Below are 23,823 nucleotides of genomic sequence, written 5' to 3'. Positions count from 1 at the left end.
AACGGCCTCACCGGCTGGCGCATTATCTCGGCCAGCTTGCGCACGAAAGCGCGGGATGGCGATACGACCGGGAAATCTGGGGCCCCACCGCAGCGCAGAAGCGATACGAGGGCCGCGCCGATCTGGGCAACACGCAACCCGGCGACGGATCGCGTTTCCGGGGCAGGGGGCCCATTCAGATCACCGGCCGGGCGAACTACCGCTCCTTCGCAGCATGGGCCCAGAAACTGGACAGGCGCGCCCCTGACTTCGAATCCGATCCCGAGGCGGTCAATACCGATCCATGGGAAGGGTTGGGCCCCATCTGGTATTGGTCTACCGGCAACCCGACGCGCGCGAGCCTGAACGGCCTTGCCGACGCGAACGACCTTACCATGATCACCCGACGCATCAACGGCGGCACCAATGGGATGGCCGACCGGCAGGCGCGCTATGTGCGGGCTGCCCTGGTGCTGGCCGGCTATGGCGCAACCGAGGTGCGACGGTTCCAGAAAGAGGCGGGGCTGACGGCTGACGGCATCGCGGGGCCCAAGACGTTGGCCGCGCTGCACGCGAAGCTCAAGGCAATGCCGGTGGTGCAGTTCTCGGCGACGACGCCGAATGCCACCAAGCCTGCGGCGCCGTCAGCGGGCATCATCGCCGCGCTTCTGGCGCTTTTCAAGTCCCCGTTCGGAGGCAAAGCATGAACCCCGTCTATCTGCGCATGGCGCTTTACACGTTGGCAATCGCCTTGTCCTCGCTGGGAATCGGCACGTTCGATCCCGAGGCCGGGACGTTCACCATCGACCTGGAACAGGCGGCAATCGCGCTGGCTGGGGCAGGGGTGCTGAATGCGCTGGTGTTCTGGCGCTGGGGGAAGAAATGACCGCGTGGCTTCTCACCATCCTCGGGGCCGTCGCCGCCGCTGTGGCTGCTTTCCTGCGCGGCCGGTCGCGGGGCAGGGCGGACGCACAGGCGCGAGAGGATGCGGCTTATCGTGAGACGCGCAGGAGGATGGACGATGTATCGACTGATGATCTGGACGACGCTGCTGTGGCTGACCGCCTGCGCCAGCACGCCGGTAAGCCAAACCGCGATCTGTGACGGCACCGAGGCGTCCCGCAGGGCGCTGGCCGCCGCGCTGATCGAGGACGGCGGGGCGCAGTCCCAGCGGGCAGGGCTGGTGCTGCTGGACCAGATGGCGGCGGGCTGTCACCCCTGACGCCGTGCCCTGCATACAAAAACCGGCCCCGAAGGACCGGCTTTCGTGGCGGAAATCGGAGCGGGCCGCAGGCCGTGGAAATCCTCCGTGTGCAAACTGAGTATTCCATAAATCGCGGCCCGCATCAAGGCAACGTCACCCCTGACGCCGGGCGCGGTGGGCAGTTACGCCCTTGATCGCCCGGACGAGGTTTTCAGCAGCCGCAACATGTCCAATGACATTGCAGTCCAGCATAAACCCGGCAATTAGGCGCCGTGACGCTCGGTTAACCTCGCCTTCCTCCGCATGCGCCCGCTCGTCGGATAGGGCGGCGGTCAGCCTCTCCACCTCGGCGCGGAGACTGTCCAGTTCCGCTTCACGCCTGATGCGCAGACGGCGTTCCCCTTGGACCATGGCTTTCTGCAAGCCGAGTTGCGTGTGGAGGCGGGCGAGTTCGGCGGCGGCTTCGTGGCACGCAGAATATGGATTGCAGCCGCTGCTTGTGATGGTGCGCAGCCGGGTAATCAGGTCGTCACTCATCTCGCGTCCTCCGGGGGCTGGGGCAGGGGGGACCATCCCGAGAATACGTCATCGCATCCCAGGCCGTGGCCGAACGGGCCGTTCAGTGACCAGCCGGGGTCAAATCCATCAGGCGCAAGCCCCTGGTGCCGGATCACGACATATAGGCCGGCGAACCGCCCCGGCTCGCTCCATCCATAGTGCGGCCGGTGTTCGGCGAGGTCCGGTCGGATTCGCGCGAGGATCGGCGTGCCATCCTTCGGCGCAGTCTCAATCGGTTGCCAGTCGCTCATGTCCTCTCCTTCTGGTCGCGGGGGCGGGTGGCAAGGCTGTCCTCAAGCAGCTTTGCCAGTTGCAGGTATTCCGTCGCCTTCACGGCCAGCGCGAGAGACGCGACGGTATCACCAGCTAGGCGCGCTCGCTCTGCGGCATCGGCCAGTTCGTGCGCGATCTGGACTGCGCCCTTCTTCATGGCGTCATTCCTCTGTGGTGGGGCGTGGAGAATCGCGCGCTGAATTGCGCGAGTTCTGTGATTGCGTCCGCAGGGGAAGGTTCAATCGACTTAGGCGCGCTTCGTATGCGCTGGCCTAAGTCGTTGAAAATAATGGTGGGCGATAACGGATTTGAACCGCTGACATCTTCGATGTGAACGAAGCGCTCTACCGCTGAGCTAATCGCCCGATGCGCGCTAGATAGCTGCAGCCGCGGCGGGCTGCAAGAGGATTCGGGTGAAAAATCACGCCTCGTCGGCGGCGCGGCGGCGCAGGCGCAGGGTGATGACCTCGCCGCCGGAACTGTCGTTGCGCCGGCTGATCCGGGCGCGGCCAAGCGGTGGCAGGGCCAGCGTCATGCCTGCGGCGATGGCCTCGTCCAACTCGGCCAGGGTCGCCTCGACCACAGCCTTGACCTCGCTGTTGCGCAGGCCGGTCCGGCGCGCCACCTGGGCCAGAAGCTGCCGCTTTTGCAGAACTTTCGCCGGTTCCGGCTCGGCGATGCTTTTTCCTTCCGGTTTCCTCTCCGATCTTGCCATGAGCGAACTCCTTTCTGTTGGAGCCTCGGTCAAGAAAAAACCGCGCGGGATGGCCCGCGCGGTTCCGGTGTCAGTGGGCGACCGCCGCGCCGCCGCTTCCCTGGTCGCGGGTCGCGGCAAGCCGGGTGGCCTCGGCCGCCTCCTCGGCGGCCTCGTCCCATTCGATGGGCTCGGGCATCCGCACCAGCGCGTGCTGCAAGACCTCGCGCACATGGCTGACCGGGATGATCTTCAGCCCTTCCTTCACATTGGCCGGAATCTCGGCCAGGTCCTTCTCGTTATCGGCCGGGATCAGCACGGTCTTGATGCCTCCGCGCAGCGCCGCCAGCAGCTTTTCCTTGAGCCCGCCGATGGCCAGCACATTGCCGCGCAAGGTGACCTCGCCGGTCATGGCGACATCCTTGCGGACCGGGATCTGCGTCAGCACCGAGACGATCGAGGTCACCATGGCGACCCCCGCCGAAGGCCCGTCCTTGGGCGTCGCGCCTTCGGGGACGTGGACATGGATGTCCACCGTCTCGAACTTCGGCGGCTTCACCCCGATGAGGGGGCTGATCGAGCGGACGAAGGAGGACGCGGCGTCGATCGATTCCTTCATTACGTCGCCCAGTTTCCCGGTCGTCTTCATGCGGCCCTTGCCCGGAAGCTTCAGTGCCTCGATCTGCAACAGATCGCCGCCGACCTGGGTCCAGGCCAGGCCCGTCACCACGCCGACCTGGTCGTCCTTTTCGGCCAGGCCATAGCGATGGCGGCGCACGCCCAGGTATTCCTCGGCCTTCTCGGGCGTGACCTCGACCGTCTTGACCTTGCCCTTGAGGATATCGGTCACGGCCTTGCGGGCCAGCTTGGCGATCTCGCGCTCCAGGGACCGCACGCCCGCCTCGCGGGTGTAGTAGCGGATCACATGGGTCAGTGCCTCGTCCGTCACCGAGAACTCGCCCTTGCGCAGCCCGTTCGCCTTGATCTGCTTGGGCAGCAGGTGCTGGCGCGCGATCTCGCGCTTTTCGTCCTCGGTATAGCCGGCCAGCGGGATGATCTCCATCCGGTCGAGCAGGGGCCCCGGCATGTTGTAGCTGTTGGCCGTGGTCACGAACATCACGTTCGACAGGTCGTATTCCACTTCCAGATAGTGGTCCACGAAGGTCGCGTTCTGTTCGGGGTCCAGCACCTCCAGCATGGCCGAGGCCGGGTCGCCGCGGAAGTCCTGGCCCATCTTGTCGATCTCGTCGAGCAGGATCAGCGGGTTGGTGGTCTTGGCTTTCTTCAGCGCCTGGATGATCTTGCCGGGCATCGAGCCGATATAGGTCCGGCGGTGGCCGCGGATCTCGGATTCGTCACGCACCCCGCCAAGGCTGATGCGGATGAATTCGCGGCCCGTGGCGCGCGCCACCGAACGCCCCAGCGAGGTCTTGCCGACGCCCGGAGGGCCGACGAGGCACAGGATCGGCCCCTTCAGCTTGGCCGAACGGTTCTGCACCGCCAGGTATTCGACGATCCGTTCCTTGACCTTTTCCAGGCCGTAATGATCGGCATCCAAGACCTCCTCGGCCTTGCCGAGGTCCTTGCGGATACGCGACTTGACGCCCCAGGGCAGCGACAGCAGCCAGTCGAGATAGTTGCGGCTGACCGTGGCCTCGGCCGACATCGGCGACATCGACTTCAGCTTCTTCAACTCGGCCTCGGCCTTTTCGCGGGCCTCCTTGCTGAACTTGGTCTGCCGGATCTTTTCTTCCAGCTCGGTGATCTCGTTCGAGCCGTCCTCGCCGTCGCCCAACTCGCGCTGAATGGCCTTCATCTGCTCATTCAGGTAGTATTCGCGCTGGGTCTTCTCCATCTGGGTCTTGACGCGGGACTTGATCTTCTTCTCGACCTGCAGGACCGACATCTCGCCTTGCATCAGGCCATAGACCTTTTCCAGCCGTTCGGCGGTGACCAGCGTTTCCAGAAGTTCCTGCTTCTTGTCCAGCGCGATGCCCAGATGGCCGCTGACCAGGTCGGCCAGGCGTTCCGCATCGCGCGCCTCGGCCACGGCCGAGACGACTTCTTCGGGGATGTTCTTGCGCACCTTGACGTAACGCTCGAACTCCTCGGCGACGGCGCGGGTCAGGGCGGTCAGCGTATCCTCGTCGCCCGGCTGTTCGGCCAGCGTTTCGCAGCGGGCCTCGAAATAGGCGTCGTTCGGCACGAATTCGGTGATGCGCACGCGTTCGCGCCCTTCGACCAGAACCTTGACGGTCCCGTCGGGCAGTTTCAACAGTTGCAGCACATTGGCCAGCACGCCGGTGCGGAAGATCCCATCGGCGGCGGGCTCGTCGACCGCGGCATCCTTCTGCGCTGCGAGAAGGATCGGGCGATCCTGTTCCATCACGGCTTCGAGCGCCCGCACCGATTTCTCGCGCCCGACGAACAGCGGCACGATCATGTGCGGGAACACCACGATATCCCGCAAGGGCAGGACCGGATGGGTGGTTTGGGCGAATTCGTTCATGGAATCAGTCCTTTCTCGCCAAGAGGCGCAACCCCTAAGACAGGCAGTCTGCGCCCCCTGCTGGCTGACAAGATAGGAAGCCGGCGCAGGAGGTTCAATGGGGGATTGGTTCGTCCTTTGTTCCCGGCCTGGCGGATGGAAAAGAGCCCCCGGCGCGAACCGGGGGCCTTGGCAGTCGTCTAACCTGGGTGATTGACGCGTTCAGACCTTGTCCTTGAAGAAGCTGTTGATCTGCTCGTCGGCCTTTTCCTTGGTCCAGCCGTATTTTTCCTGAAGCTTGCCGGCAAGCTTGTCCTTCTTGCCCGCGACCTCGGTCAATTCGTCATCGGTGAAATCGCCCCATTTCTCCTTGACGCTGCCCTTGAGCTGGTTCCACTTGCCTTCGATGATATCCCAGTTCATCGGCTCTCCTTTCGATCGGATTGCATTTGCATATGGGAATTGAACACCCGTTCCGGGCCGGGGGTTCCCGGGCCGATGCGGAAATCCTGTCGCGGATCGGTCCCCGATGGCCTGGCGCGCCGGCATCCCGGCCGAAGCGGCCTGATCCGGAAGGGGAAAATCCCGGGCAGGGAAAATGCAAGAATCCGCTTCGGCCGAGCCGGCCGGCCTTGCCCGGCGATCCCGCGCCCTCCGAAGAGCGCTATTGCCGAATTCCGAAGCCTTGACGGGGTTGCGGCTGCATCCGCCGCCCTTACAGGGCGAGGTGGCATGGCCCGGATGCGCGGGAATCGGCGGTCCCGGCCGGCCATGTTCCAGAGCGATTTTCGGAGGTTCGCAGCAAGTCGGGCGCATTTTCCGAGATCATCTTTTGGGCGATCAATATTACCAAATGCACGCCATGAGGGAATGCCAAGCAATTCCCGTTGGTTTGGCCGGTAAATCTGATCATTTAACGAAACTTTCCCTTAGGGCATCGGCGGAAAAGCGCCATGGCTTTGTCGAAGTGATCGACAAGTCTTTGGCGGAATGTCAAATTTGAGGTCTAGAGTGACCGGGTGAGGACGGTGCCCACGTCTCACCCGGTCTTGCCGAACCTGTAAAAGTGGAAATCGTTCAACGGCTGAAACTAACCCTGCAATGAAAGCCGTTTAGCGGGAACCTGCCTTTTTGGTGAGGTTCATTGCGAATTTTTCCTGCCCGCACAATTCAGACGTGTTTACGGTGCCTGTTTTCGAGCTTTCTCGCATTCAGGTTGAATACGGGAATCTGAATTCATCTCTGGAATGAGATGCCGTCTTGTTGCTAAGACCTGTCGCGGTAAAGATTCGCATGATAGGTGTGCCATGACGGACGAGGGCAAGGATCAGGACCAGAGGGATATGTCCCCCGTGTCCCGGGCGGCCGAAAGAGCCGCGCGCCAGGCGGCCAACCGAGCCGAGCGCGAGGCGCGACGCCAGGCCCGCCAGGCCGAACGCAAGGGGCGCAGGGCCGATGCGGCCGCCGGGGTTCTGGCAGCCGACCCCGCCCCAGCACAGGCAACTTCCTTCAATATCCTGTTGGTCGGGCAGGGCATGCGCCTGGGCATGGAGGCGGTGCTGTTCGCCGCCAGCCTGCGCCGCCATGCCCCGGACTGGCAGGGACGGCTGATCGTCGCGGAGCCTCGGCCCGAGGGCGCCTGGGCCGGCACGCAGACCCTGATGCCCGATGCCATCCGCCACGCGCTTGCCGGCTTCGACGCCGAGATCCTGCCCTTTGCCGCCCGGCATTTCGGCGCCAGCTATCCCTACGGCAACAAGATCGAGGCCCTGGCGGTCCTGCCGCCGCATGAACCGTTCATCTTCTTCGACAGCGATACGCTGGTGACGGGACCGCTGGACCGGCTGCCCTTCGACTTTTCGCGCCCCTCGGCCTCGATGCGCCGGACCGGAACCTGGCCCGAGCCGCCGCTCTACGGTCCAGGCTACGGTGCGATCTGGAAATCGCTCTATGACCGTTTCGGGCTGGATTACGAAGGCTCGCTGGACCGCAGCCACCCGGACGAGCATTGGGAGCGCTACCTCTATTTCAATGCCGGCTGGTTCTTCGGCGCCGATGCGCAGGAGTTCGGCCGGCGTTTCCTGGACTGGACGCTGGCGATCCGCACCGATCCGGGCGAGGCGCTGGCCTGCCAGAAGCTCGATGTGTTGCTGGACCAGGTGGCGCTTCCGCTGGTGATCCACGCGCTTGGCGGCGGGCGCCCGGGGCCAGGTCTGGCCGGTCTCGACGGCGACGTGACCTGTCATTACCGCGATCTGCCCCTGCTCTATGCCCGGGAAAGCGACCATGCCGTCGAGACGGTCGAGGCACTTTTGCGCGATCCGCGCCTGGGACCGCTGGCCGAAGCATGGGAGCCGGCAAGGAAGATCGTGCTGGAGGGCGTGGGGCGCAACAGCATCCGCCCCATGTTCGACCGCCGCGCCCCGCTGATCGAAGGGCGGACGCGGCAGATCCTGAAGAAGGCCGGCCTCTGGCTGCGCTGACGGCGGCTGCGGGCCGGGGATGCGCCATCCCGGCCCGGCTGTGTTTTCCTTAGCCCGCGCTCAGCACCGCGTCGCAGCGGGCGCAGGTGCCCGGATGCTTGTGGCTGCCGACATCGGGCAGGATCTTCCAGCAGCGCTGGCATTTCTCGCCCTCGGCCGGCTCGAAAACCACGCCGACGCCCGGCACGTCCGACAGCCGGAACGCCTCGCCCGGCGCCGGATCGCCGGTCAGGCTCAGGTCCGAGGTGATGCAGATATCGGCGAAATCCACCGATTTCAGCGCCTTGAGCTCATCGGCCTCATCGACATGCACCACCGGCGCGGCTTCCAGGCTGGCGCCGATCACCTTGTCGGTGCGCTTGATCTCCAGCGCGGCGGTCACCACGCGGCGGATGCGGCGGATGGTTTCCCATTTCCGGGCCAGCGGATCGTTCAGCCATGCGGCGGGCGTGGCCGGGAAATCCTGCAAATGCACCGAGCCGTCCTCGGACGGGAAGCGGCTCAGCCAGACATCCTCCATGGTGAAGGGCAGGATCGGCGCCAGCCAGGTCACCAGCCGATGGAACAGCAGGTCCAATACCGTCCGCACGGCCCGCCGCCGCAGCGCATCGGGCGCGTCGCAGTAAAGCGCATCCTTGCGGATGTCGAAATAAAAGGCCGACAGGTCCACCGTGGCGAACTGGAACACGGCCTGGAACACGCCCTGGAAGTCGAAGCTGTCATAGCCATGGCGCAACTGCCGGTCGATCTGCGCAAGACGATGCAGCACCCATTGCTCCAGCTCCGGCATCTCGGCCACGTCGATGCGCTCGGCTTCGGTAAAGCCGGCAAGGTTGCCCAGGATGAAGCGCAGCGTGTTGCGCAGCCGGCGATAGCTGTCGGCGGTGCCCTTCAGGATCTCCGGCCCGATGCGCTGGTCGGCGGTGTAGTCGGTCTGCGCCACCCACAGCCGCAGGATGTCGGCGCCGTATTGCTTGATGACCTCGGCCGGCACGATGGTATTGCCGAGCGACTTGGACATCTTCATGCCCTTCTCGTCCAGCGTGAAGCCATGCGTCACCACGTTGCGATAGGGCGCCCGGCCCTTGGTCGCACAGGCCTGCAAGAGCGAGGACTGGAACCAGCCGCGATGCTGGTCGGTGCCCTCCAGATAGACGTCGGCGATGCCGTCCGGCGCCCCGTCGGCGCGGTCGCGCAGCACGAAGGCATGGGTCGAGCCGCTGTCGAACCACACGTCCAGCACGTCCATGACCTGCTCGTAATCCTCGGGGGCGACGATGCCCGCCAGCACCTCGTCCTTGAAGCCGGCGCGATACCAGTCATCGGCGCCGTCCCGCTCGAATGCGGCGATGATGCGGTCGTTCACGCGCTGGTCGCGCAGCAGGAAGTCCGCATCCGTCGGCTTGGCGCCCTTCTTGACGAAACAGGTCAGCGGCACGCCCCAGGCGCGCTGGCGCGACAGCACCCAGTCGGGCCGGTTCTCGATCATCGAATGGATGCGGTTGCGCCCCGATTGTGGCCACCATTTCACCAGCCTGTCGATGCTGGTCAGCGCGCGCGTGCGGATGGTTCCGCCGTATTCGCCCATGCCGTCGGTCAGTTCGTGGTCGATGGCGGCGAACCATTGCGGCGTGTTGCGATAGATCAGCGGCGCCTTGGAACGCCAGCTATGCGGGTAGGAGTGCTTGATCTTGCCCTTGGCCAGCAACGCGCCCGCCCAGGCAAGCTGCTTGATCACGCTGACATTGGCCGGGCCTTCCTTGCCGTCCGGGCCGATGATCGCCTGCCCGCCGAAGATCGGCAGGTCGGCGCGATAGGACCCGTCCGGCTCGACGTTATAGGTCATCGGCAGCCGGTATTTCAGGCCAAGCTGATAGTCGTCGTCGCCATGGCTGGGCGCGGTATGCACGAAGCCGGTGCCGGCGTCGTCGGTGACGTGATCGCCCGGCAGCATGGGCACGTCATAGTCCCACTCGCCGGCGCCGCCCTCGACGCCGCGCAGCGGATGCGCCAGCACCAGCCCCTCCAGGTCGGCCGCCGCGACGTCGCGGACGCGCTGCCAATCCTCGACCTTCGCGGCCTGCCGCAGGCTTTCGGCCAGCGCGTCGGCCAGCACCAGCAATTCGCCGGGCTTCGCGGTCGCGTTCTCGGCCACCGCGCCGACCCGGTAAAGCCCGTAACCGATGCCCGGATTATAGGCCACTGCCCGGTTCTGCGGGATGGTCCAGGGGGTCGTGGTCCAGATCACCACGCTGGCGTCCTTTTCCGTTTCCCAAATACCCTGCGACGATGCCACCCGGAACCGCACCCAGATGGTGTGGCTGGTATGGTCGTGATATTCGACCTCGGCCTCGGCCAGCGCGGTCTTCTCGACCGGCGACCACATCACCGGCTTCGAACCCTGGTAGAGCGAGCCGTTCATCAGCAGCTTCATGAAATCGGCTGCGATCACCGCCTCGGCATGGTAGTCCATGGTCAGGTAGGGATCGTCCCATTTGCCGGTGATGCCCAGCCGCTTGAACTCCTCGCGCTGGATATCGACCCATCCCTGGGCAAAGCGGCGGCATTCCTGGCGGAACTCGATCATGTCGACCGCATCCTTGTCCAGGCCGGCCTTGCGGTATTTCTCCTCGATCTTCCATTCGATCGGCAGGCCGTGGCAGTCCCAGCCCGGCACATAGCGCGCATCCCGGCCCATCATCTGGTGGCTGCGCACCACGATGTCCTTGATCGTCTTGTTCAGCGCGTGGCCGATATGCAGGTTGCCGTTCGCATAGGGCGGGCCGTCATGCAGGATGAAGGGCGTGCGGCCCGCGGCGCGCTCGCGCAGCCGGTCGTAGATCCCGATGCGCTCCCAGCGGGCCAGCCATTCCGGCTCGCGCTGCGGCAGGCCGGCGCGCATCGGGAAATCGGTCTGGGGCAGGAAGACGGTGTCGCGGTAATCGGGCGCGGCTTGGGTATCGGTGGTCGTATCGCTCATCTGGCGGGAATCCTTCGGTGGCTGGGCAGGCATGCATTACCCGGCGGCGAGGGACGCTCCTACGCCGCCGGGCGGATAATTCGAAAGATCCCGGCCCTGCTGAACATGCGCGGGTTATAGGAAACCGCCCGGACCCCTGCAAGCGCGGCTTGCACCTGCGGCCGGCCTGGGGCAGCAAGCGGCCATGAGCTACAGGATCGCCATCGCGGGCGCCGGGATCGGCGGCCTCGCCGCTGCCGCGCTGCTGGCCCGCGAGGGCCACGACGTCACTCTGTTCGAGCGTTTCGCCGCGCCGCGTCCCCTGGGCTCGGGGCTGGTGGTCCAGCCGGTCGGGCTGGCCGTGCTGGACCGGATCGGCGCGGGCGGGGACACGCGCCGCCTCTCCAGCCCCATCGCCCGCATGCTCGGGCACGAGGCGCGGGGCAGCAAGGTGCTGGACGTCTCCTATCCCGTCGCCGCGCCGGGCCGCGGCATCCACCGCGCCACGTTGTTCCAACTGCTCTGGGACCGGGTTGTTGCGCTCGGCCTGCCGGTGGTGACCTCGGCCGAGATCGTCTCGGCCGGCCCGGACGGGGCCGGGCGGCGCCTCATGCTGGCCGACGGGCGCGATTTCGGCCCTTTCGACCTGGTCGTCGATGCCAGCGGCGCGGGTTCGCGACTGTCGCCCCTGCAGGCGCGGCCGCTGGGCTATGGCGCGATCTGGGGCACGGTGCCCTGGCCCGAAACGGATTTCCCGCGCAGCGAACTGTGGCAGCGTTACCGCGCCGCCAGCCGGATGGCGGGCGTGCTGCCCATCGGCTGCCTGCCCGGCGATCCGACGCCCCGCGCCGCCGTCTTCTGGTCCATGCCGCTGGCCGAACTGGACCGCTGGCCGCAGGCGCCGATGGCCCACTGGCGCGACGGGGTTGCCGCGCTCTGGCCGCAGATGGCGCCGTTCCTGGAAACCATCCGCGAGAATGCGCAGATGACCCAGGCGCGCTACAGCCACGGCACCCTGCGCCGCCCCTGGGCGCCGGGCCTGGTCCATATCGGCGACGCCGCGCATCGCGCCAGCCCGCAACTGGGGCAGGGGGCGAACATGGCGCTGCTCGATGCCTTCGCGCTGGCCCATGCGCTGCGCCGTCCGCTCGAAGAGGCCCTGCCGGATTACGCCGCCATGCGCCGCTGGCATGTCCGTATCTACCAGGGGATGAGCGCCGCCTTCACCCCGATGTATCAGTCGGGCAGCCGTAGCCTGCCCTGGCTGCGCGACCTGGTGCTCGCGCCGCTCTCTACCTTGCCGCTGCTGCGGGGCGGGCTGACGCATCTTGTCGCGGGCACCATGATCCCGCCGCTTTCGGGGGTGCGCGATCCGTGACGGGCTTGCAGGACCGGCCGTGCGGGTCCATATCCGCCGCATGATCCCGCCGCGCTTTGACGTCACCCCCGAACAGATCGACCGCGTCGTCGCCACCTTCTACGCCGCGATCCGCCGGCACGAGGTGCTGGGCCCGGTCTTTGCCGGCCATGTCGCCGACTGGCCCGAGCACGAGGCCAAGATCGCCCGCTTCTGGCGCAACGCCATCCTGTACGAGCGCGGCTATGACGGCAATCCGATGCAGGTGCACATGCGTGCCGGAGACGTGAAGGCCCAGCATTTCGCGCCCTGGCTCATGCTTTTCGACGAAACCCTGCGCCGGACGCTGCCGGCCGAGACGGCCCGGGCCTGGTCGGCGCTGGCGCATCGCATCGGCGCGGGGCTGCGCATGGGGGTCGAGGACCTGCGCGAGCGCCGCCCCGGCCCGCCGGTCTTGCGCTGAGCCGGTCAGCGATGTAGACAAAACGGGAACATCCGAAAGGGCTTCCCGATGAAGATCGACTATCTCGAATTTTCCTCGCCCGATCTGCCGGCCACGAAGGCTTTCTTCGCCCGCGCCTTCGGCTGGAGCTTCAACGATTACGGCCCGGACTATCAGGAGATGGCCGATGCCGGCCTTGCGGGCGGCATTGCCGCCGGGACGCTGACCCCGCCGCTGGTGATCCTGAAGGCCGAGGATCTGGAGGCGGCCCTGGCCCGGGTGACCGAAGCCGGGGCAACGATCACCCGGCCGATCTTCAGCTTTCCCGGCGGCCGCCGTTTCCAGTTCCGCGAGCCGGGCGGAACCGAAATGGCCGTTTGGTCCGAACGCTAGCGCCGCGGTGGCCGCGCCTTGTAGACCGGCAGCCGCCATCCGAAGCTCATGCCCCCGGCACGCAACAGCAGCACCACCGCCGCGCAGCCGATCAGCGCCCAGCCGCGCTCGGTGCCAAGCGTCAGCAACAGCAGCGCCGCCACCGCTCCGCCAAAGGCGGCGGTGACGTAAAGCTCGCCCTGTTTCAGCACCAGCGGCACCTCGTTGCCGACCACGTCGCGCATCAGCCCGCCGAAGGTGCCGGTCATTACCCCCATCAGCACCGTGACCACCGGGCTGACCCCCGCCTCCAGCGCCACGCCGACCCCGGCCGGCACCGCGACCGCCAGGGCAAAGGCATCCAGCCACAGGATGGCGCGATAACGGCTCTCCAGCCGATGCGCGGTAAAGAACACCATGATCGCAGCCCCGGCGGTCAGCAGCAAAAGCTCGGGCCGCCCGACCCAGAAGACCGGCGCCCGGCCCAGCACCAGGTCGCGCAAGGTGCCGCCGCCGATCCCGGTCAGCGTGGCGAAGAAGATGAAGCCGACCACATCAAGCTGCCCGCGGCTCGCCACCAGCGCGCCGGTCAGCGCAAAGACCAGTACGCTGGCGTAATCCAGCAGCGGGACCAGCGCCTCGACGTTCATCCCGAGACCCGTGCGGGCTTGAAGGGCGCCATGCCCGCCCGCGCCAACTCATCGGCGCGCTCGTTCTCGGGATGGCCGGCATGGCCCTTGATCCATTCCCAGCGCACTTGGTGCCGGGCCTGCGCCGCGTCCAGCCGCTGCCACAGATCGGCATTCTTCACCGGCTTGCGGTCGGCGGTGCGCCAGCCGTTCTTCTTCCAGCCATGGATCCATTGCGTGACGCCGTTCTTCACATAGGCGCTGTCGGTGGTCACGGTGATCTCGCTCGGCCGGGTCAGCGCCTCCAGGGCCGAGATCGCCGCCATCAGTTCCATGCGGTTGTTGGTGGTCTCGGCCTCGCCACCCGACAGCTCGCGCTCCTTCAGCATCCGGTCCCCGTCCATGGCGCGCATCAGGACGCCCCAGCCCCCCGGGCCGGGATTGCCGCTGCAAGCCCCGTCGGTCCAGGCAAAGAGCGCATTCATGCCTCGATCCCCCTGTAGCCGGGCAGGGCGGCGATGCGGTCGAGCCAGCGCCCGATGCCGGGAAAACGCTCCATCTCGAAGCCGCCCCGGCTGCCCGCCGTATGGGTATAGCCGTAAAGGCAGATATCGGCGAGGCTGGGGGCATCGCCCACCAGCCAGTCATGCGCCGCCAGCCGGTCCTCCATCACCTGCAGCAGGACATGGCCCCGGTCGAGCAACTCGGCCATGCGCTCGGGCGTCGCCTGCGCGCGGCGATGCGGATAGACCTGCAAGGCCGCCCGCACGGCGATCACGCCCTCGTGCTGGTTCTGCTCCCAGAACATCCAGCCCAGCATGGCGGCGCGATCGAAGGCATCGCCCGGCACGAAGCGGGTGCCCTCTCCCAGCCAGCACAGGATGGCATTCGATTCCGGCAAGAGCCGCCCGTCGTCCAGTTCCAGCACCGGCGCCTTGCCGAAGGGCAGCCGCCTCGCTGCCTTGGCCGCCTCCAGCGCTTCGGTCAGGTATTCGACATCCACGATCTCGCAATCGCGACCCAGGAGCGCCAGCAGCAGCCGCACCTTGTAACTGTTGCCCGAGGACGGCATCGACCAGAGCTTCATCCCGACCCTTTCTCCGTTTCAAAAATACTCCGGGGGAGGCCCGCAGGGCCGGGGGCAGCGCCCCCTGCGACGGTGCCGCCCCGAAAACCCGGCTCAGGCCTCGCGCAAGACCCGCGGCACCTTGAACTCGACATTCTCGCGCGCCGTCTCGACCATCTCGACCGTCAGGTCATAACGCGCATGAAAGGCCGCGACCACCTCGTCGACCAGCACCTCGGGGGCCGATGCGCCGGCGGTCACGCCCACCGCACGCGCGCCCGCGATGGCCCGCCAGTCGATCTGGTCGGCCCGCATCACCAGTTGCGAATAGGCGCAGCCGGCGGCGCTGCCCACCTCGACCAGCCGGCGCGAGTTGGAACTGTTCGGCGCCCCGATCACCAGCAGCGCGTCGATCCGCCCGGCGATGGCCTTGACCGAGGCCTGCCGGTTCGTCGTCGCATAGCAGATATCCTCCTTGGCCGGGCCCCTGATGCCCGGAAACCGCGCCTGCAAGGCGGCGACGATGGCGGCGGTGTCGTCGACCGAGAGCGTGGTCTGGGTGATGAAGGCCAGTCGCCCGGGGTCGCGCGGTTCGATCCGCGCCACGTCCTCGACTGTCTCGACCAGCAGCACCTCGCCCTCGGGCAGTTGCCCCATGGTGCCCAGCACCTCGGGATGGCCGGCATGGCCGATCATCACCATCTGCAAGCCCTCGGCGTGATGGCGCTCGGCCTCGACATGGACCTTGCTGACCAGCGGGCAGGTGGCGTCGACGAAGACCATCTCGCGCCGCCGTGCCTCGGCCGGCACCGCCTTGGGCACGCCATGGGCCGAGAAGATCACCGGCCGGTCGGAGGGCACATCGTCCAGTTCCTCGACGAAGACCGCGCCCTTGTCGCGCAGGGAGTCCACGACGAACTTGTTATGCACGATCTCGTGGCGCACATAGACCGGCGCGCCCCATTTCTGCAGCGCCATCTCGACGATCTTGATGGCGCGGTCCACGCCGGCGCAGAATCCGCGCGGCGCGGCGAGATAGAGGGTCAGGGGCGGTTTCTTGTCCATGGGCTTCACCTAACCCCGGGAAAGGCGCCTCGCAAGGGATCAGGCGCCCTCGAAGGCGGTCAGGGCGTGGACCTCGTGGCCCAGCCCCTCCAGCAGCGCCCGTCCGCCCAGCTCGGGCAGCTCGATCACGAAGGCGCAGCCCACGACCTCGGCCCCCAGCCGTCCGCAAAGCGAGATGCCGGCCGCCGCGGTGCCGCCGGTGGCCAGCAGGTCGTCGACGATCAGCACCCGCTCGCCCGGTTTCAGCGCGTCGTCATGGATTTCCATCACCGCCTTGCCATATTCCAGCGCATAGGCCTGGCTGATCACGGCGCCGGGCAGCTTGCCCTTCTTGCGGATCGGCACGAAGCCTACCGAAAGCTGATGCGCCACCGCGCCGCCCAGGATGAAGCCGCGCGCCTCCAGTCCCACCACCTTGTCGATATCCTCGCCGGCATAGGCGGCCAGAAGCTGGTCCACCGCCATGCGAAAGCCGCGCGCATCGGCGAAAAGCGTGGTCACGTCGCGAAACAGGATCCCCTCATGCGGGAAATCGACGATGGTGCGGATGTAGTCGCGCACCGTGCGGCTGTCGCGGCGGCGCTTTCCGGCGGGCGTTTCCATCAGGGGCGCTCCATCTCGAAGGTCTCGGTGGTGATGGTGTAGTCCTTGTAGCCCAGCCGCGACAGCCAGCCGATCCCACGCAGGTCGAAGCGGCCGTCCTTCAGGCAGTCCTCGCGCAGGTGGATGCCGGTGACGACGCCCAGCACCATGTAGTTCGCCTCGCCCGCCAGCCGCAGGATGCGCGTGGCGCGGCATTCCAGCGCGGCGGCGGCGCCGGCGACGCGGGGGCAGTCGATGGTCTCGCATTCGGCCGCCTCGATGCCGGCCGCCTCGAATTCGTTCACCCCGGCGGACAATGCGGCGGAACTGGCGTTCACCTGATCCTTCAGCGATCCGTCGGCGATGTTGACGCAGAACACCCGCGATTGCGCGATCTGGGCCACGCTGTCCTTGGTCCCGGGCCGATCCGGCTTGGCCGAGGTCGATGCGAACATCAGCTGCGGCGGCACATAGGCGGTCAGGTTGAAGAAGGAATAGGGCGCCAGGTTGTCGCCCTGCCGGCCGCGGGTCGAGATCCAGCCGATGGGGCGCGGCGCGACGATGGCGCTCAGCGGGTTATGCGGCAGCCCGTGGCCGTCCTGGGGTCGGTAGAACATGGCGTGCCTCGCTGATCCATCCCTGATGCGGGGCCCAGAAGTGACCCCATGCGCGCGGCGCGTCAAGCATTCTCGCAGCTTCGCCCGTCCCGCCCGGCCATGGGACGGCGAAATTTGCCCTTCGGGTCCCGCAGGCGGTTTTCGCGGCCGCGCCCGCATGTTACGCGGTCCCTGCGCCGCGCCGAGACCACCCGAATCCCGACCCCAGAACCGGAGGCAGGATGTACGAACTTTGCCCCGAAACCCCCGCCGACACGCCCGAGGTCGAGGCGCTGCTGGACCTGTGCTTTGCGCCGGGACGCACGGCGCTGTCCTCCTATCGGCTGCGCGAGGGGGTTGCGCCGGTCAGGCCGCTTTGCCTGATGCTGCGCGACGATTTCGGCGCGCTGATGGGTGCGATCCGCTATTGGCCGGTGCGCGTGGGCGGGCGGCCGGTGCTGTTGCTGGGGCCGGTCGCGGTGCATCCCACGGCGCAGGGCGAGGGGCTGGGCGGCCTTCTGATGCGCGAAAGCCTGACGCGGGCGGCCGAGATGGGCTGGCAGCGGGCAATGCTGGTCGGCGATCTGCCCTATTATCAGCGCTTTGGCTTCTGGAAGCTCGAAGATGTCGAGATGCCGCCGCCCACCAATCCCGACCGGATCCTGGGGCTGGAACTGGTGCCCGATGCCTGGTCCGGCATCGCGGGCCCGGTCGAGCGAGAGACCGGCGACACCGCCGCCGGCCTGCGCGAGATGCGCCGCGAGGGCTGCACCCAGGTCGAGCCGCCCGATCACTCGGCGTAGGTGAAATCCTGCGGGTGGTTGGCCAGGCTGCCGGTCAGCGCCGCATAAAGGATGGTGCGGCCGTCGATGGTTTCGGGCCCGCCGGCCATGCCAAGCCATGTCAGCAGCTCCGCCCCCTCGCCGTCGCGCACCGAAAGCACGCCATGGGCGGTGCCGCTGCCGGGCGCGTAAAGCACCGCGAACTGGTTCGCCGCGCAGTCATGCTGCTTGCAGGCGGTCATGGCCAGGTATTCCTGGCCGCCGAAGCCGACCTTCTGGCTGGGCGAGATCACCGCGCCCTCGCGCAGCCATTCGGGCATCTGGTGCCCCTCGGCCATCTTCTCGACGGCGGCGGTCAACCCCTCGTCCTTGCCCAGGTCGGCGAGGGTCAACCCGACATCGGAGGCCGCAGCCTGGGCCGCCCCGGGCGTTTCGCCCTGCGCCGTCTCCTGCGCGGCGGCCTGGGCGGGTTCCTGCGCCGGTTGCGTCGGCGGGTCGGCCTCTTGCGCCAACCCGGCCTGCCCCAGGGCCAGGGCAGCGGTCAATGTCAGGGCCGGGATCATGCGGCGGATGCTCATTCCAGTCTTCCTTGTCCTTGTCCCGCCGCCATGCGGCAGGTTTGCATTCTTCCGTCGGAACCCCGGCGACGCCTTGCGGGTTCCCTTGCCGATGCCCAGTTCTGGCGCAGGCCAGACAACCCAGAGAAGCCGCAGGATGACCGAACAAAGCCAGATCCCCGTCCGCCAGGCCGTGCTGCCTCCGATCGACGACCCGACCGTGCATGCCGCGATCGACCGGCTGGCGCGGCGCTATCTTCAGGCGGGCGGCGTGGCGATGGAGTTGCTGACCGCTGTCGGCGGCAAGGCCGAGGGGCTGATCGAACGCCTGCCGGCCCCGGTGCGCGGGCGCATGGACCGGATCACCCTGGCGGCGCTGAACCGCGCCTTCGACGCGGCATCGCGCTCGCGCGGGGTGTTGCGGGATCGCGGCGACCTGTTCAACCGCATGCTGTCGACCACCTCGGGCGCGGTGGGTGGGCTCGCGGGGATCGGCGGCGCCATGCTGGAATTGCCGGTGACGGTCACGCTGCTTTTGCGCGCGATCATGGACATTGCCGCCGAGCACGGCTTCGACCCGGTTTCGGACGAGGCGCGGCGCGAGGCGTTGCATGTCTTCGCCTCGGCCGGGCCGCTTGCCGATGACGACGGCACCGACCTGGGCCTGCTGGCGGCGCGCATGACCATCACCGGCCAGACCGTGCAGGCGCTGATCGCGCGGGTGGCGCCGCGGCTTTCCGCCTCGCTGGCGCAGAAGCTGGCGGCGCAGGCGGTGCCGGTGCTGGGCGCGCTTGCGGGGGCCTCGATCAATTACAGCTTCACCCGCTATTATCAGGAACTGGCGCGAGTGCATTTCGGCCTGCTGCGGCTGTCTCAGGAAACCGGCATCCCGCGCGAGGCGCTGGCCGAGGCGCTGGAGTTGCGCATGATCCAGCTGCGCCCGAATACCGCGGCGCGCAAGCTGTCGCGGCGCGGCTAGCCCCCCTTCGGCTATTCCCCGGGTTCGGCGGCGAGCTCCAGCACGCTGGCCGGGGCCTCCAGGTGATCGGTCCGCAAGGGGCCCGAGGGCCGGGCCAGCCGCGATTTCACCACCCAATGCAGCCGCTCCTGCGCGCGGGTGATGGCGACATAGGCCAACCGCTTCCACAGCGCGATGCCGGCTTCCGAGCGGCCCGACCACGCGGCGGCGGCGATGTCGGGGGCAAAGACCTGCACATCGGGCCATTGCGAACCCTGCGCCTTGTGGATCGTCACCGCCGCGCCGTGCAGGAAGGCCGCGCCCATGCGGGCGGCAAAGGGGATGAAGGGCTCCTCGACATCCGGCATCTCGATCTTGACGATGCTGGCGGCGGAAAGCCGCGGCTCTTCGGCGCCCACGACATGCAGGCGCGAAAAGCCGGGCTTGCGCCCCGGTCCCAGATAAACCACCTGCGCGCCCTTGATCAGCCCGCGCGCCTCCAGGTCGATGCGCTTCTTGCGGTGCTTCAGGGGCAGTTCCAGCCCGTCGCAGATCAGGGGCTCGCCCGGCAGCAGCGCATCGCCCGGCGCGCCATAGGCCGAGCGGAACGCCTGGATCAGCTTGATGCGGGTGATATTGCGCCAGACCAGGACCGGGCTTTGCGCCATCAGGTCGCTTTCCACCCGCTCGGCCCAGATCACGCGCGGATCGCTGGCTGCCGCCTCGCGGATCATGCGCTCGAAGGCGTCGAATTCCAGCCTGGGATCGGCCAGCGCATGGGCAAGGTCTAGGATCGGGCTGTCACCCTCCTGCCGGTGGATGCGGCTCAGCGTCAGCCGCTGCGAGGCGGCCAGCCGGTCGAAGACCATCTCGCCCGACTGCCCGACCGGGGCCAATTGCGCGGGATCGCCGAACAGGATCAGGATCGGGAAGATCTCGCGCAGGTCCTCGAACTGGCGCTCGTCCAGCATCGACGCCTCGTCGATCAGCCCGATGTCCAGCCCCTCCTCGCGCCGTTTCCAGCCGCGGATGAAGTCCGAACCGCGCAGGCCGGCGGCGGCCAGGGCGCCGGGAATCGAGGCATGCTGGTCGTAAAAGGCCTTCGCCCGGTCCAGCGCGGCCTCGGTCAGCCCCTCCATCAGCCCGTCGACCGAGGGCCGCTCGCCCACGCCGGTCAGCCAATCGGCGATGCGCTCGTATTCCGGGTCGTAGACCGGTGTATAGAGGATGCGGTGGATCGTCGTCGCCGGCACGCCGCGCATGCGCAGCACGAAGGCCGCCTTGTTGGTGGGCGCAAGGATGGCGACGGTGCGGCGGTCCTTGCGCTTCTTGCCCTCGTAATCGCCCGAAACGATATCGACCCCGGCTGCCTTCAATGCCTTGGTCAGTTCGGCGAGCAGCAGCGTCTTGCCCGAGCCGGCCTTGCCGATCACCGCCATGACGCGGCCCTTGCCGGGCTTCGGCGGCGCGATCTCTTCCGAAACCAGGTCGATGCCGGATTCTTCGAGTACGGCGGCAAGCGCGTCCCAGGCTTCGGCCTGATCGGGGGAAAGGGCGGGCAGGGTCATGAGCCCTTGTTAGCCCGCCGCGCGAGAGGCTGAAAGGCCGATCCGGTGGTGCCGCCGCGATTTGAGTATTTGGAGAACGAAGAAGGCCGACAGGGTGCCCGCCGCTTCTCTGTTCCCCAAATACTCATGCCCCGGTGCAGCATTCAGGCCCGTTCGTCCTTGGGCGAGCCCATGACGACATGGGTGGTGATGGTGGCGATCTGCGGAAAGGCGCCCAGCACCTCGGTATGAAAGCGGCGATAGGCGTCCAGATCGCGCACCTCGACGCGCAGCAGGTATTCCACCGAGCCGGTGATGTTGTGGCATTCCCGGACCTGGGGTGCCGCAAGGCAGGCGCGCTCGAAAGCCTGCTGCGCCTCGCTCGAATGGCGGGCGAGGCCCACGGTGACATAGGCGGTGAAGCCCGCCGCGCGGGCGGACGGGGCGATGATGGCGCGGTAGCCCTGGATGGCGCCGCGCCGTTCGAGGTCCTGCACGCGGCGCAGGCAGGCCGAGGGCGAGAGCCCGACCTCGGCGGCGAGTTGCTGATTCGGAATGCGGCCGTTCCGCGCAAGAATGCGCAAGATTCGCGCGGAGATAGTATCAATTTCGAACTCTGATTGTTGATCTATGCTGTTCATCTTCAAACTTGATCGGAAATTGCGCCTGGCCCGCAGTATCATTGTGGCTTCTTTCGGGAAATCCGCAATGTCGCATCAGATACTCGTGGCGCTTGTCGCCTTCGCCTTCGTCACCTCGGTCACGCCGGGGCCCAACAACCTGATGCTGATGGCCTCGGGTGCGAATTTCGGCATCCGCCGCAGCATTCCGCATCTTCTGGGCGTGGCGCTGGGATTTGGCGCCATGGTGGCGCTGTTGGGGCTGGGCGTGGACCGGCTGATCGCGGGCGCGCCGCGGCTGGCCGAGGCGTTGAAATGGATCAGCATGGCTTACGTCCTGTGGCTTGCGTGGAAGATCGCCTATGCTGCGGCGCCCGGAACCGAAGGGGCGGCGGCGCGGCCGATGAGCTTCCTGGCCGCCTGCGCCTTTCAATGGGTGAATCCCAAGGCGTGGATGATGGCGCTGGGGGCGCTTTCGGCCTATTCGGCCGGGGTGGGCGGCACGCTGGTGGTGGCGCTGGTCTTTACCCTGGTGAACCTGCCCTCGGTCGCGCTTTGGGCGGCGATGGGGCAGGGGTTGCGCGGCGCCTTGCAGGACCCGGCGCGGCTCATGCTGTTCAACCGGGCGATGGCGGTGCTGCTGGTCGGCTCGATGCTGCCGGTCGTCACCGGGCACTGACCGCGATCAGCGTCGCGACGCCGGCGACGATCAGAGCCATCCCGCCAAGCTGGCGCGGGCTGGCGCCTTCGCGGAAGACCCGGCCCGAAACCAGTTGCGCCATCACCACCTCGACCAGCGCCAGCGTACGGACATTGGCCGCCGCCGTCAGCGCGAAGCCCAGGAACCAGAACAGCGAGGCCAGCGCGCCCAGGGCGCCGGCACCCAGCGAGCCGCGCCAGTGCCGGGCGATGCCGGCCAGTGCCGAGCGGTCGAGCGTGCCCAGCCAGATCAGCATGATCGCGCTTTGCATGGCGAGGGCCAGGACCAGGACGGTCGCGGCCCGCACCGGCTCGGCGCCGAAGGGCAGGGCCAGGATCGCGCCGCGAAAGCCGATGGCCGAGAGGCCGAACAGCGCCCCCGCCGCGACGCCGAGGCCGGCCGTGCGCCAGGTGCTGCGCCGCCAGTCCGCGCCCGACATCAGCACCACGCCCAGCGTCGCCGTGGCAATCGCCGCCATGCGGGCGGGACCCAGCGGCTCGGCCAGGATCAGCGTGCCGATCAGCGCCAGCGTCACCGGCTCGGTCTTGATCAGCGCGGTGGTGACGCCGAAGCCGCGGCTTTCCATCGTCACCAGCATCAGCGCGGTGGCGGCGATCTGCGAGGCGGCCCCCAGCGCCGCCCAGCCCAGCACCGCCGCATCGGGCCGGGGCACCGGCACCAGCGCTGCCATGCCCGCCAGGACCAGCGCGGCGAAGGGCAGGCCGAAGAGAAATCGCACGGCAGTCGCGCCCATCGTGCCCAGTTCGGCGGTCAGCCGCCGCTGCGCCGCGTTGCGCCCGGTCTGGGCCGCGGCGGCGATCAGCGTGGCGACGATCCAGCTCAAGCCCCGACCCCGCCCATCAGCCCCGGATCGCCTCCAGCATCCGCGCGACGTTCTCGGGATCGGCCTCGGGGGTGATGCCATGGCCGAGGTTGAAGATATGCGGACCCCGCGAGAAGGCCTGCACGATCCGGCGCGTTTCGGAGACGAGCTCCTCGCCGCCGCTGACCAGCAGGCGCGGGTCGAGATTGCCCTGCACGCAGCCGTCCTTTTGCACCTCGGCGGCCGCCCAGTCGGCGCTGACCGAATTGTCCAGCGCCACGCAATCGGCCCCCGTCGCGCGGGCGAAGCCGGCATAGCGCGGCCCGGCCTCGCGCGGGAAGGCGATCACCGGGATGCCGGGATGGCGCGCCTTGAGCGCGGCGATGATCCGGCGCGCGGGCTCGACCGCGAAATCGTCGAAGTCCCGGCCCTTGAGCGAACCGGCCCAGCTGTCGAACAGCTTCACCACCTCGGCCCCGGCCTCGATCTGGGCCGAGAGATAGTCGATGGTCGCCTCGGTGATCCGGTCGATCAGGGCGGCGAAGGCGGCGCGGTCCTCGGCCTTGAAGGCGTGGGCGGGGGCCTGGTCGGGGGTGCCGCGGCCGGCGACCATGTAGGTCGCGACGGTCCAGGGCGCGCCGGCAAAGCCGATCAGCGTGGTCTCGCGCGGCAGTTCGCGCGCCAGGATGCGGACGGTTTCATAGACCGGCGACAGCGTGTCGTGGATCGCGGCGGCGGGTTTCAGGGCCGCGACCCCTGCGGCGCTGGTCACGGTCGAGAGCCGCGGCCCCTCGCCGGTCACGAACCACAGGTCGAGCCCCAGCGCCTGCGGCAGCAGCAGGATGTCGGCAAAGAGAATCGCCGCGTCGAAACCATAGCGGCGGATCGGTTGCAGCGTCACCTCGGCCGCCAGGTCCGGCGTGTAGCACAGCGACAAAAAGTCGCCGGCCTGGGCGCGGGTGGCGCGGTATTCCGGCAGGTAGCGGCCGGCCTGGCGCATCATCCAGACAGGCGGGACGGGCAAACGCTCGCCCTTCAGCGCGCGCAGGATGGTTTTTTCGGACATAATTCACCTCTCGCCCCTTTCAT

The 23,823-nt window shown here is 67.6% G+C and carries 28 protein-coding genes and 1 tRNA gene; 10 read left to right on the top strand and 19 right to left on the bottom strand.

Annotated elements, in window-relative coordinates; translation table 11 throughout:
- From BLT64_RS21465 to BLT64_RS21455, 3 genes are all read left to right on the top strand, one after another.
- Nucleotides 1-686: peptidoglycan-binding protein (locus tag BLT64_RS21465; protein ID WP_074810633.1), on the top strand; the 686-nt coding region annotated here is incomplete at its 5' end.
- Nucleotides 683-865: a hypothetical protein gene (locus tag BLT64_RS21460; RefSeq protein WP_024844647.1), complete on the top strand. Its 183-nt coding sequence runs from the start codon at nucleotides 683-685 to the stop codon at nucleotides 863-865. The genes BLT64_RS21465 and BLT64_RS21460, both read left to right, overlap by 4 nt.
- A 135-nt stretch (nucleotides 866-1,000) precedes the next feature.
- On the top strand, nucleotides 1,001-1,201 hold the full coding sequence (locus BLT64_RS21455) for a hypothetical protein (protein WP_041530369.1): 201 nt from the start codon (nucleotides 1,001-1,003) through the stop codon (nucleotides 1,199-1,201).
- 135 nt (nucleotides 1,202-1,336) lie between these two features.
- On the opposite strand, the gene BLT64_RS21450 is transcribed toward BLT64_RS21455, so the two are convergent.
- The 7 genes from BLT64_RS21450 to BLT64_RS21425 form a co-directional block, all read right to left on the bottom strand.
- Nucleotides 1,337-1,720, bottom strand: a complete 384-nt coding sequence (locus BLT64_RS21450) for a hypothetical protein (RefSeq protein ID WP_041530370.1) — start codon at nucleotides 1,718-1,720, stop codon at nucleotides 1,337-1,339.
- A complete protein-coding gene (locus BLT64_RS26565; RefSeq protein ID WP_011749844.1) occupies nucleotides 1,717-1,992 on the bottom strand; it encodes a hypothetical protein in 276 nt (91 codons plus the stop codon). The genes BLT64_RS21450 and BLT64_RS26565 overlap by 4 nt, the downstream gene beginning before the upstream one ends.
- On the bottom strand, nucleotides 1,989-2,171 hold the full coding sequence (locus tag BLT64_RS21445; protein ID WP_041530371.1) for a hypothetical protein: 183 nt from the start codon (nucleotides 2,169-2,171) through the stop codon (nucleotides 1,989-1,991). The genes BLT64_RS26565 and BLT64_RS21445 overlap by 4 nt, the downstream gene beginning before the upstream one ends.
- Nucleotides 2,172-2,304: 133 nt before the next feature.
- Nucleotides 2,305-2,379: transfer RNA gene (locus BLT64_RS21440), tRNA-Val, on the bottom strand.
- Between the two features lie 56 nt (nucleotides 2,380-2,435).
- Entirely contained in the window at nucleotides 2,436-2,729 is a 294-nt protein-coding gene (locus BLT64_RS21435) for an HU family DNA-binding protein (RefSeq protein WP_041530372.1), read from the bottom strand.
- A gap of 70 nt (nucleotides 2,730-2,799) precedes the next feature.
- Complete coding sequence (gene lon, locus BLT64_RS21430; protein ID WP_011749845.1) at nucleotides 2,800-5,217, bottom strand: endopeptidase La; 2,418 nt, start codon at nucleotides 5,215-5,217, stop codon at nucleotides 2,800-2,802.
- A gap of 201 nt (nucleotides 5,218-5,418) precedes the next feature.
- On the bottom strand, nucleotides 5,419-5,619 hold the full coding sequence (locus tag BLT64_RS21425; RefSeq protein WP_011749846.1) for a CsbD family protein: 201 nt from the start codon (nucleotides 5,617-5,619) through the stop codon (nucleotides 5,419-5,421).
- An 884-nt stretch (nucleotides 5,620-6,503) separates the two neighbouring features.
- On the opposite strand from BLT64_RS21425, the gene BLT64_RS21420 reads away from it, so the two are divergent.
- The gene (locus tag BLT64_RS21420; RefSeq protein WP_011749847.1) at nucleotides 6,504-7,679 is read left to right on the top strand and encodes a GT-B fold glycosyltransferase domain-containing protein; all 1,176 of its coding nucleotides are present in this window, start codon (nucleotides 6,504-6,506) and stop codon (nucleotides 7,677-7,679) included.
- Between the two features lie 49 nt (nucleotides 7,680-7,728).
- Here BLT64_RS21420 and ileS read toward each other — a convergent pair whose 3' ends face one another.
- Nucleotides 7,729-10,659, bottom strand: coding sequence for an isoleucine--tRNA ligase (ileS, locus tag BLT64_RS21415; protein ID WP_041530373.1), 2,931 nt, complete (start codon nucleotides 10,657-10,659; stop codon nucleotides 7,729-7,731).
- 184 nt (nucleotides 10,660-10,843) lie between these two features.
- On the opposite strand from ileS, the gene BLT64_RS21410 reads away from it, so the two are divergent.
- Genes BLT64_RS21410 through BLT64_RS21400 form a run of 3 tightly spaced genes read left to right on the top strand, consistent with a single transcriptional unit; the run spans nucleotide 10,844 to nucleotide 12,830 of the window.
- Nucleotides 10,844-12,016 (top strand): FAD-dependent oxidoreductase, encoded by a 1,173-nt coding sequence (locus tag BLT64_RS21410; protein ID WP_011749849.1) that lies wholly within the window; start codon nucleotides 10,844-10,846, stop codon nucleotides 12,014-12,016.
- Nucleotides 12,017-12,056: 40 nt separating this feature from the next.
- Entirely contained in the window at nucleotides 12,057-12,458 is a 402-nt protein-coding gene (locus tag BLT64_RS21405; RefSeq protein ID WP_041530374.1) for a group III truncated hemoglobin, read from the top strand.
- Nucleotides 12,459-12,506: 48 nt separating this feature from the next.
- Nucleotides 12,507-12,830, top strand: coding sequence for a VOC family protein (locus BLT64_RS21400; protein WP_011749851.1), 324 nt, complete (start codon nucleotides 12,507-12,509; stop codon nucleotides 12,828-12,830).
- On the opposite strand, the gene BLT64_RS21395 is transcribed toward BLT64_RS21400, so the two are convergent.
- From BLT64_RS21395 to BLT64_RS21370, 6 genes are all read right to left on the bottom strand, one after another.
- On the bottom strand, nucleotides 12,827-13,459 hold the full coding sequence (locus BLT64_RS21395; protein ID WP_011749852.1) for a trimeric intracellular cation channel family protein: 633 nt from the start codon (nucleotides 13,457-13,459) through the stop codon (nucleotides 12,827-12,829). The genes BLT64_RS21400 and BLT64_RS21395 overlap by 4 nt on opposite strands.
- Entirely contained in the window at nucleotides 13,456-13,923 is a 468-nt protein-coding gene (gene rnhA / locus BLT64_RS21390) for a ribonuclease HI (RefSeq protein WP_011749853.1), read from the bottom strand. The genes BLT64_RS21395 and rnhA overlap by 4 nt, the downstream gene beginning before the upstream one ends.
- On the bottom strand, nucleotides 13,920-14,525 hold the full coding sequence (locus tag BLT64_RS21385; protein WP_011749854.1) for a glutathione S-transferase family protein: 606 nt from the start codon (nucleotides 14,523-14,525) through the stop codon (nucleotides 13,920-13,922). The genes rnhA and BLT64_RS21385 overlap by 4 nt, the downstream gene beginning before the upstream one ends.
- A gap of 93 nt (nucleotides 14,526-14,618) precedes the next feature.
- Nucleotides 14,619-15,569 (bottom strand): 4-hydroxy-3-methylbut-2-enyl diphosphate reductase, encoded by a 951-nt coding sequence (ispH, locus tag BLT64_RS21380; RefSeq protein ID WP_011749855.1) that lies wholly within the window; start codon nucleotides 15,567-15,569, stop codon nucleotides 14,619-14,621.
- Between the two features lie 39 nt (nucleotides 15,570-15,608).
- On the bottom strand, nucleotides 15,609-16,172 hold the full coding sequence (locus BLT64_RS21375) for an adenine phosphoribosyltransferase (protein WP_011749856.1): 564 nt from the start codon (nucleotides 16,170-16,172) through the stop codon (nucleotides 15,609-15,611).
- Nucleotides 16,172-16,768, bottom strand: coding sequence for a flavin reductase family protein (locus BLT64_RS21370; protein WP_041530375.1), 597 nt, complete (start codon nucleotides 16,766-16,768; stop codon nucleotides 16,172-16,174). The genes BLT64_RS21375 and BLT64_RS21370 overlap by 1 nt, the downstream gene beginning before the upstream one ends.
- Before the next feature lie 221 nt (nucleotides 16,769-16,989).
- Here BLT64_RS21370 and BLT64_RS21365 point away from each other — a divergent pair, with 221 nt between their 5' ends.
- A complete protein-coding gene (locus tag BLT64_RS21365; RefSeq protein WP_011749858.1) occupies nucleotides 16,990-17,550 on the top strand; it encodes a GNAT family N-acetyltransferase in 561 nt (186 codons plus the stop codon).
- On the opposite strand, the gene BLT64_RS21360 is transcribed toward BLT64_RS21365, so the two are convergent.
- The gene (locus tag BLT64_RS21360; protein WP_011749859.1) at nucleotides 17,538-18,107 is read right to left on the bottom strand and encodes an Ivy family c-type lysozyme inhibitor; all 570 of its coding nucleotides are present in this window, start codon (nucleotides 18,105-18,107) and stop codon (nucleotides 17,538-17,540) included. The two genes, BLT64_RS21365 and BLT64_RS21360, sit on opposite strands and share 13 nt — an antisense overlap.
- Before the next feature lie 136 nt (nucleotides 18,108-18,243).
- Between BLT64_RS21360 and BLT64_RS21355 the strand changes: the two genes are divergently transcribed.
- Entirely contained in the window at nucleotides 18,244-19,065 is an 822-nt protein-coding gene (locus BLT64_RS21355) for an EcsC family protein (RefSeq protein ID WP_041530376.1), read from the top strand.
- A gap of 11 nt (nucleotides 19,066-19,076) precedes the next feature.
- Here BLT64_RS21355 and BLT64_RS21350 read toward each other — a convergent pair whose 3' ends face one another.
- Nucleotides 19,077-20,612: an ATP-dependent DNA helicase gene (locus BLT64_RS21350; RefSeq protein ID WP_011749861.1), complete on the bottom strand. Its 1,536-nt coding sequence runs from the start codon at nucleotides 20,610-20,612 to the stop codon at nucleotides 19,077-19,079.
- A 143-nt stretch (nucleotides 20,613-20,755) separates the two neighbouring features.
- On the bottom strand, nucleotides 20,756-21,232 hold the full coding sequence (locus BLT64_RS21345; RefSeq protein ID WP_049792404.1) for an Lrp/AsnC family transcriptional regulator: 477 nt from the start codon (nucleotides 21,230-21,232) through the stop codon (nucleotides 20,756-20,758).
- Between the two features lie 67 nt (nucleotides 21,233-21,299).
- On the opposite strand from BLT64_RS21345, the gene BLT64_RS21340 reads away from it, so the two are divergent.
- Nucleotides 21,300-21,890, top strand: coding sequence for a LysE family translocator (locus tag BLT64_RS21340; RefSeq protein ID WP_011749863.1), 591 nt, complete (start codon nucleotides 21,300-21,302; stop codon nucleotides 21,888-21,890).
- Here the strand turns inward: BLT64_RS21340 and BLT64_RS21335 are convergent.
- Nucleotides 21,877-22,755, bottom strand: a complete 879-nt coding sequence (locus BLT64_RS21335) for an EamA family transporter (protein ID WP_011749864.1) — start codon at nucleotides 22,753-22,755, stop codon at nucleotides 21,877-21,879. The two genes, BLT64_RS21340 and BLT64_RS21335, sit on opposite strands and share 14 nt — an antisense overlap.
- A 16-nt stretch (nucleotides 22,756-22,771) precedes the next feature.
- Nucleotides 22,772-23,800: a uroporphyrinogen decarboxylase gene (gene hemE / locus BLT64_RS21330; protein ID WP_011749865.1), complete on the bottom strand. Its 1,029-nt coding sequence runs from the start codon at nucleotides 23,798-23,800 to the stop codon at nucleotides 22,772-22,774.
- Nucleotides 23,801-23,823: the final 23 nt, after the last annotated feature.

The sequence above is a fragment of the Paracoccus denitrificans genome (assembly GCF_900100045.1).
Taxonomy (GTDB): Bacteria; Pseudomonadota; Alphaproteobacteria; order Rhodobacterales; family Rhodobacteraceae; genus Paracoccus; species Paracoccus denitrificans.
This window is presented reverse-complemented; position numbering and strand designations above follow the sequence as displayed.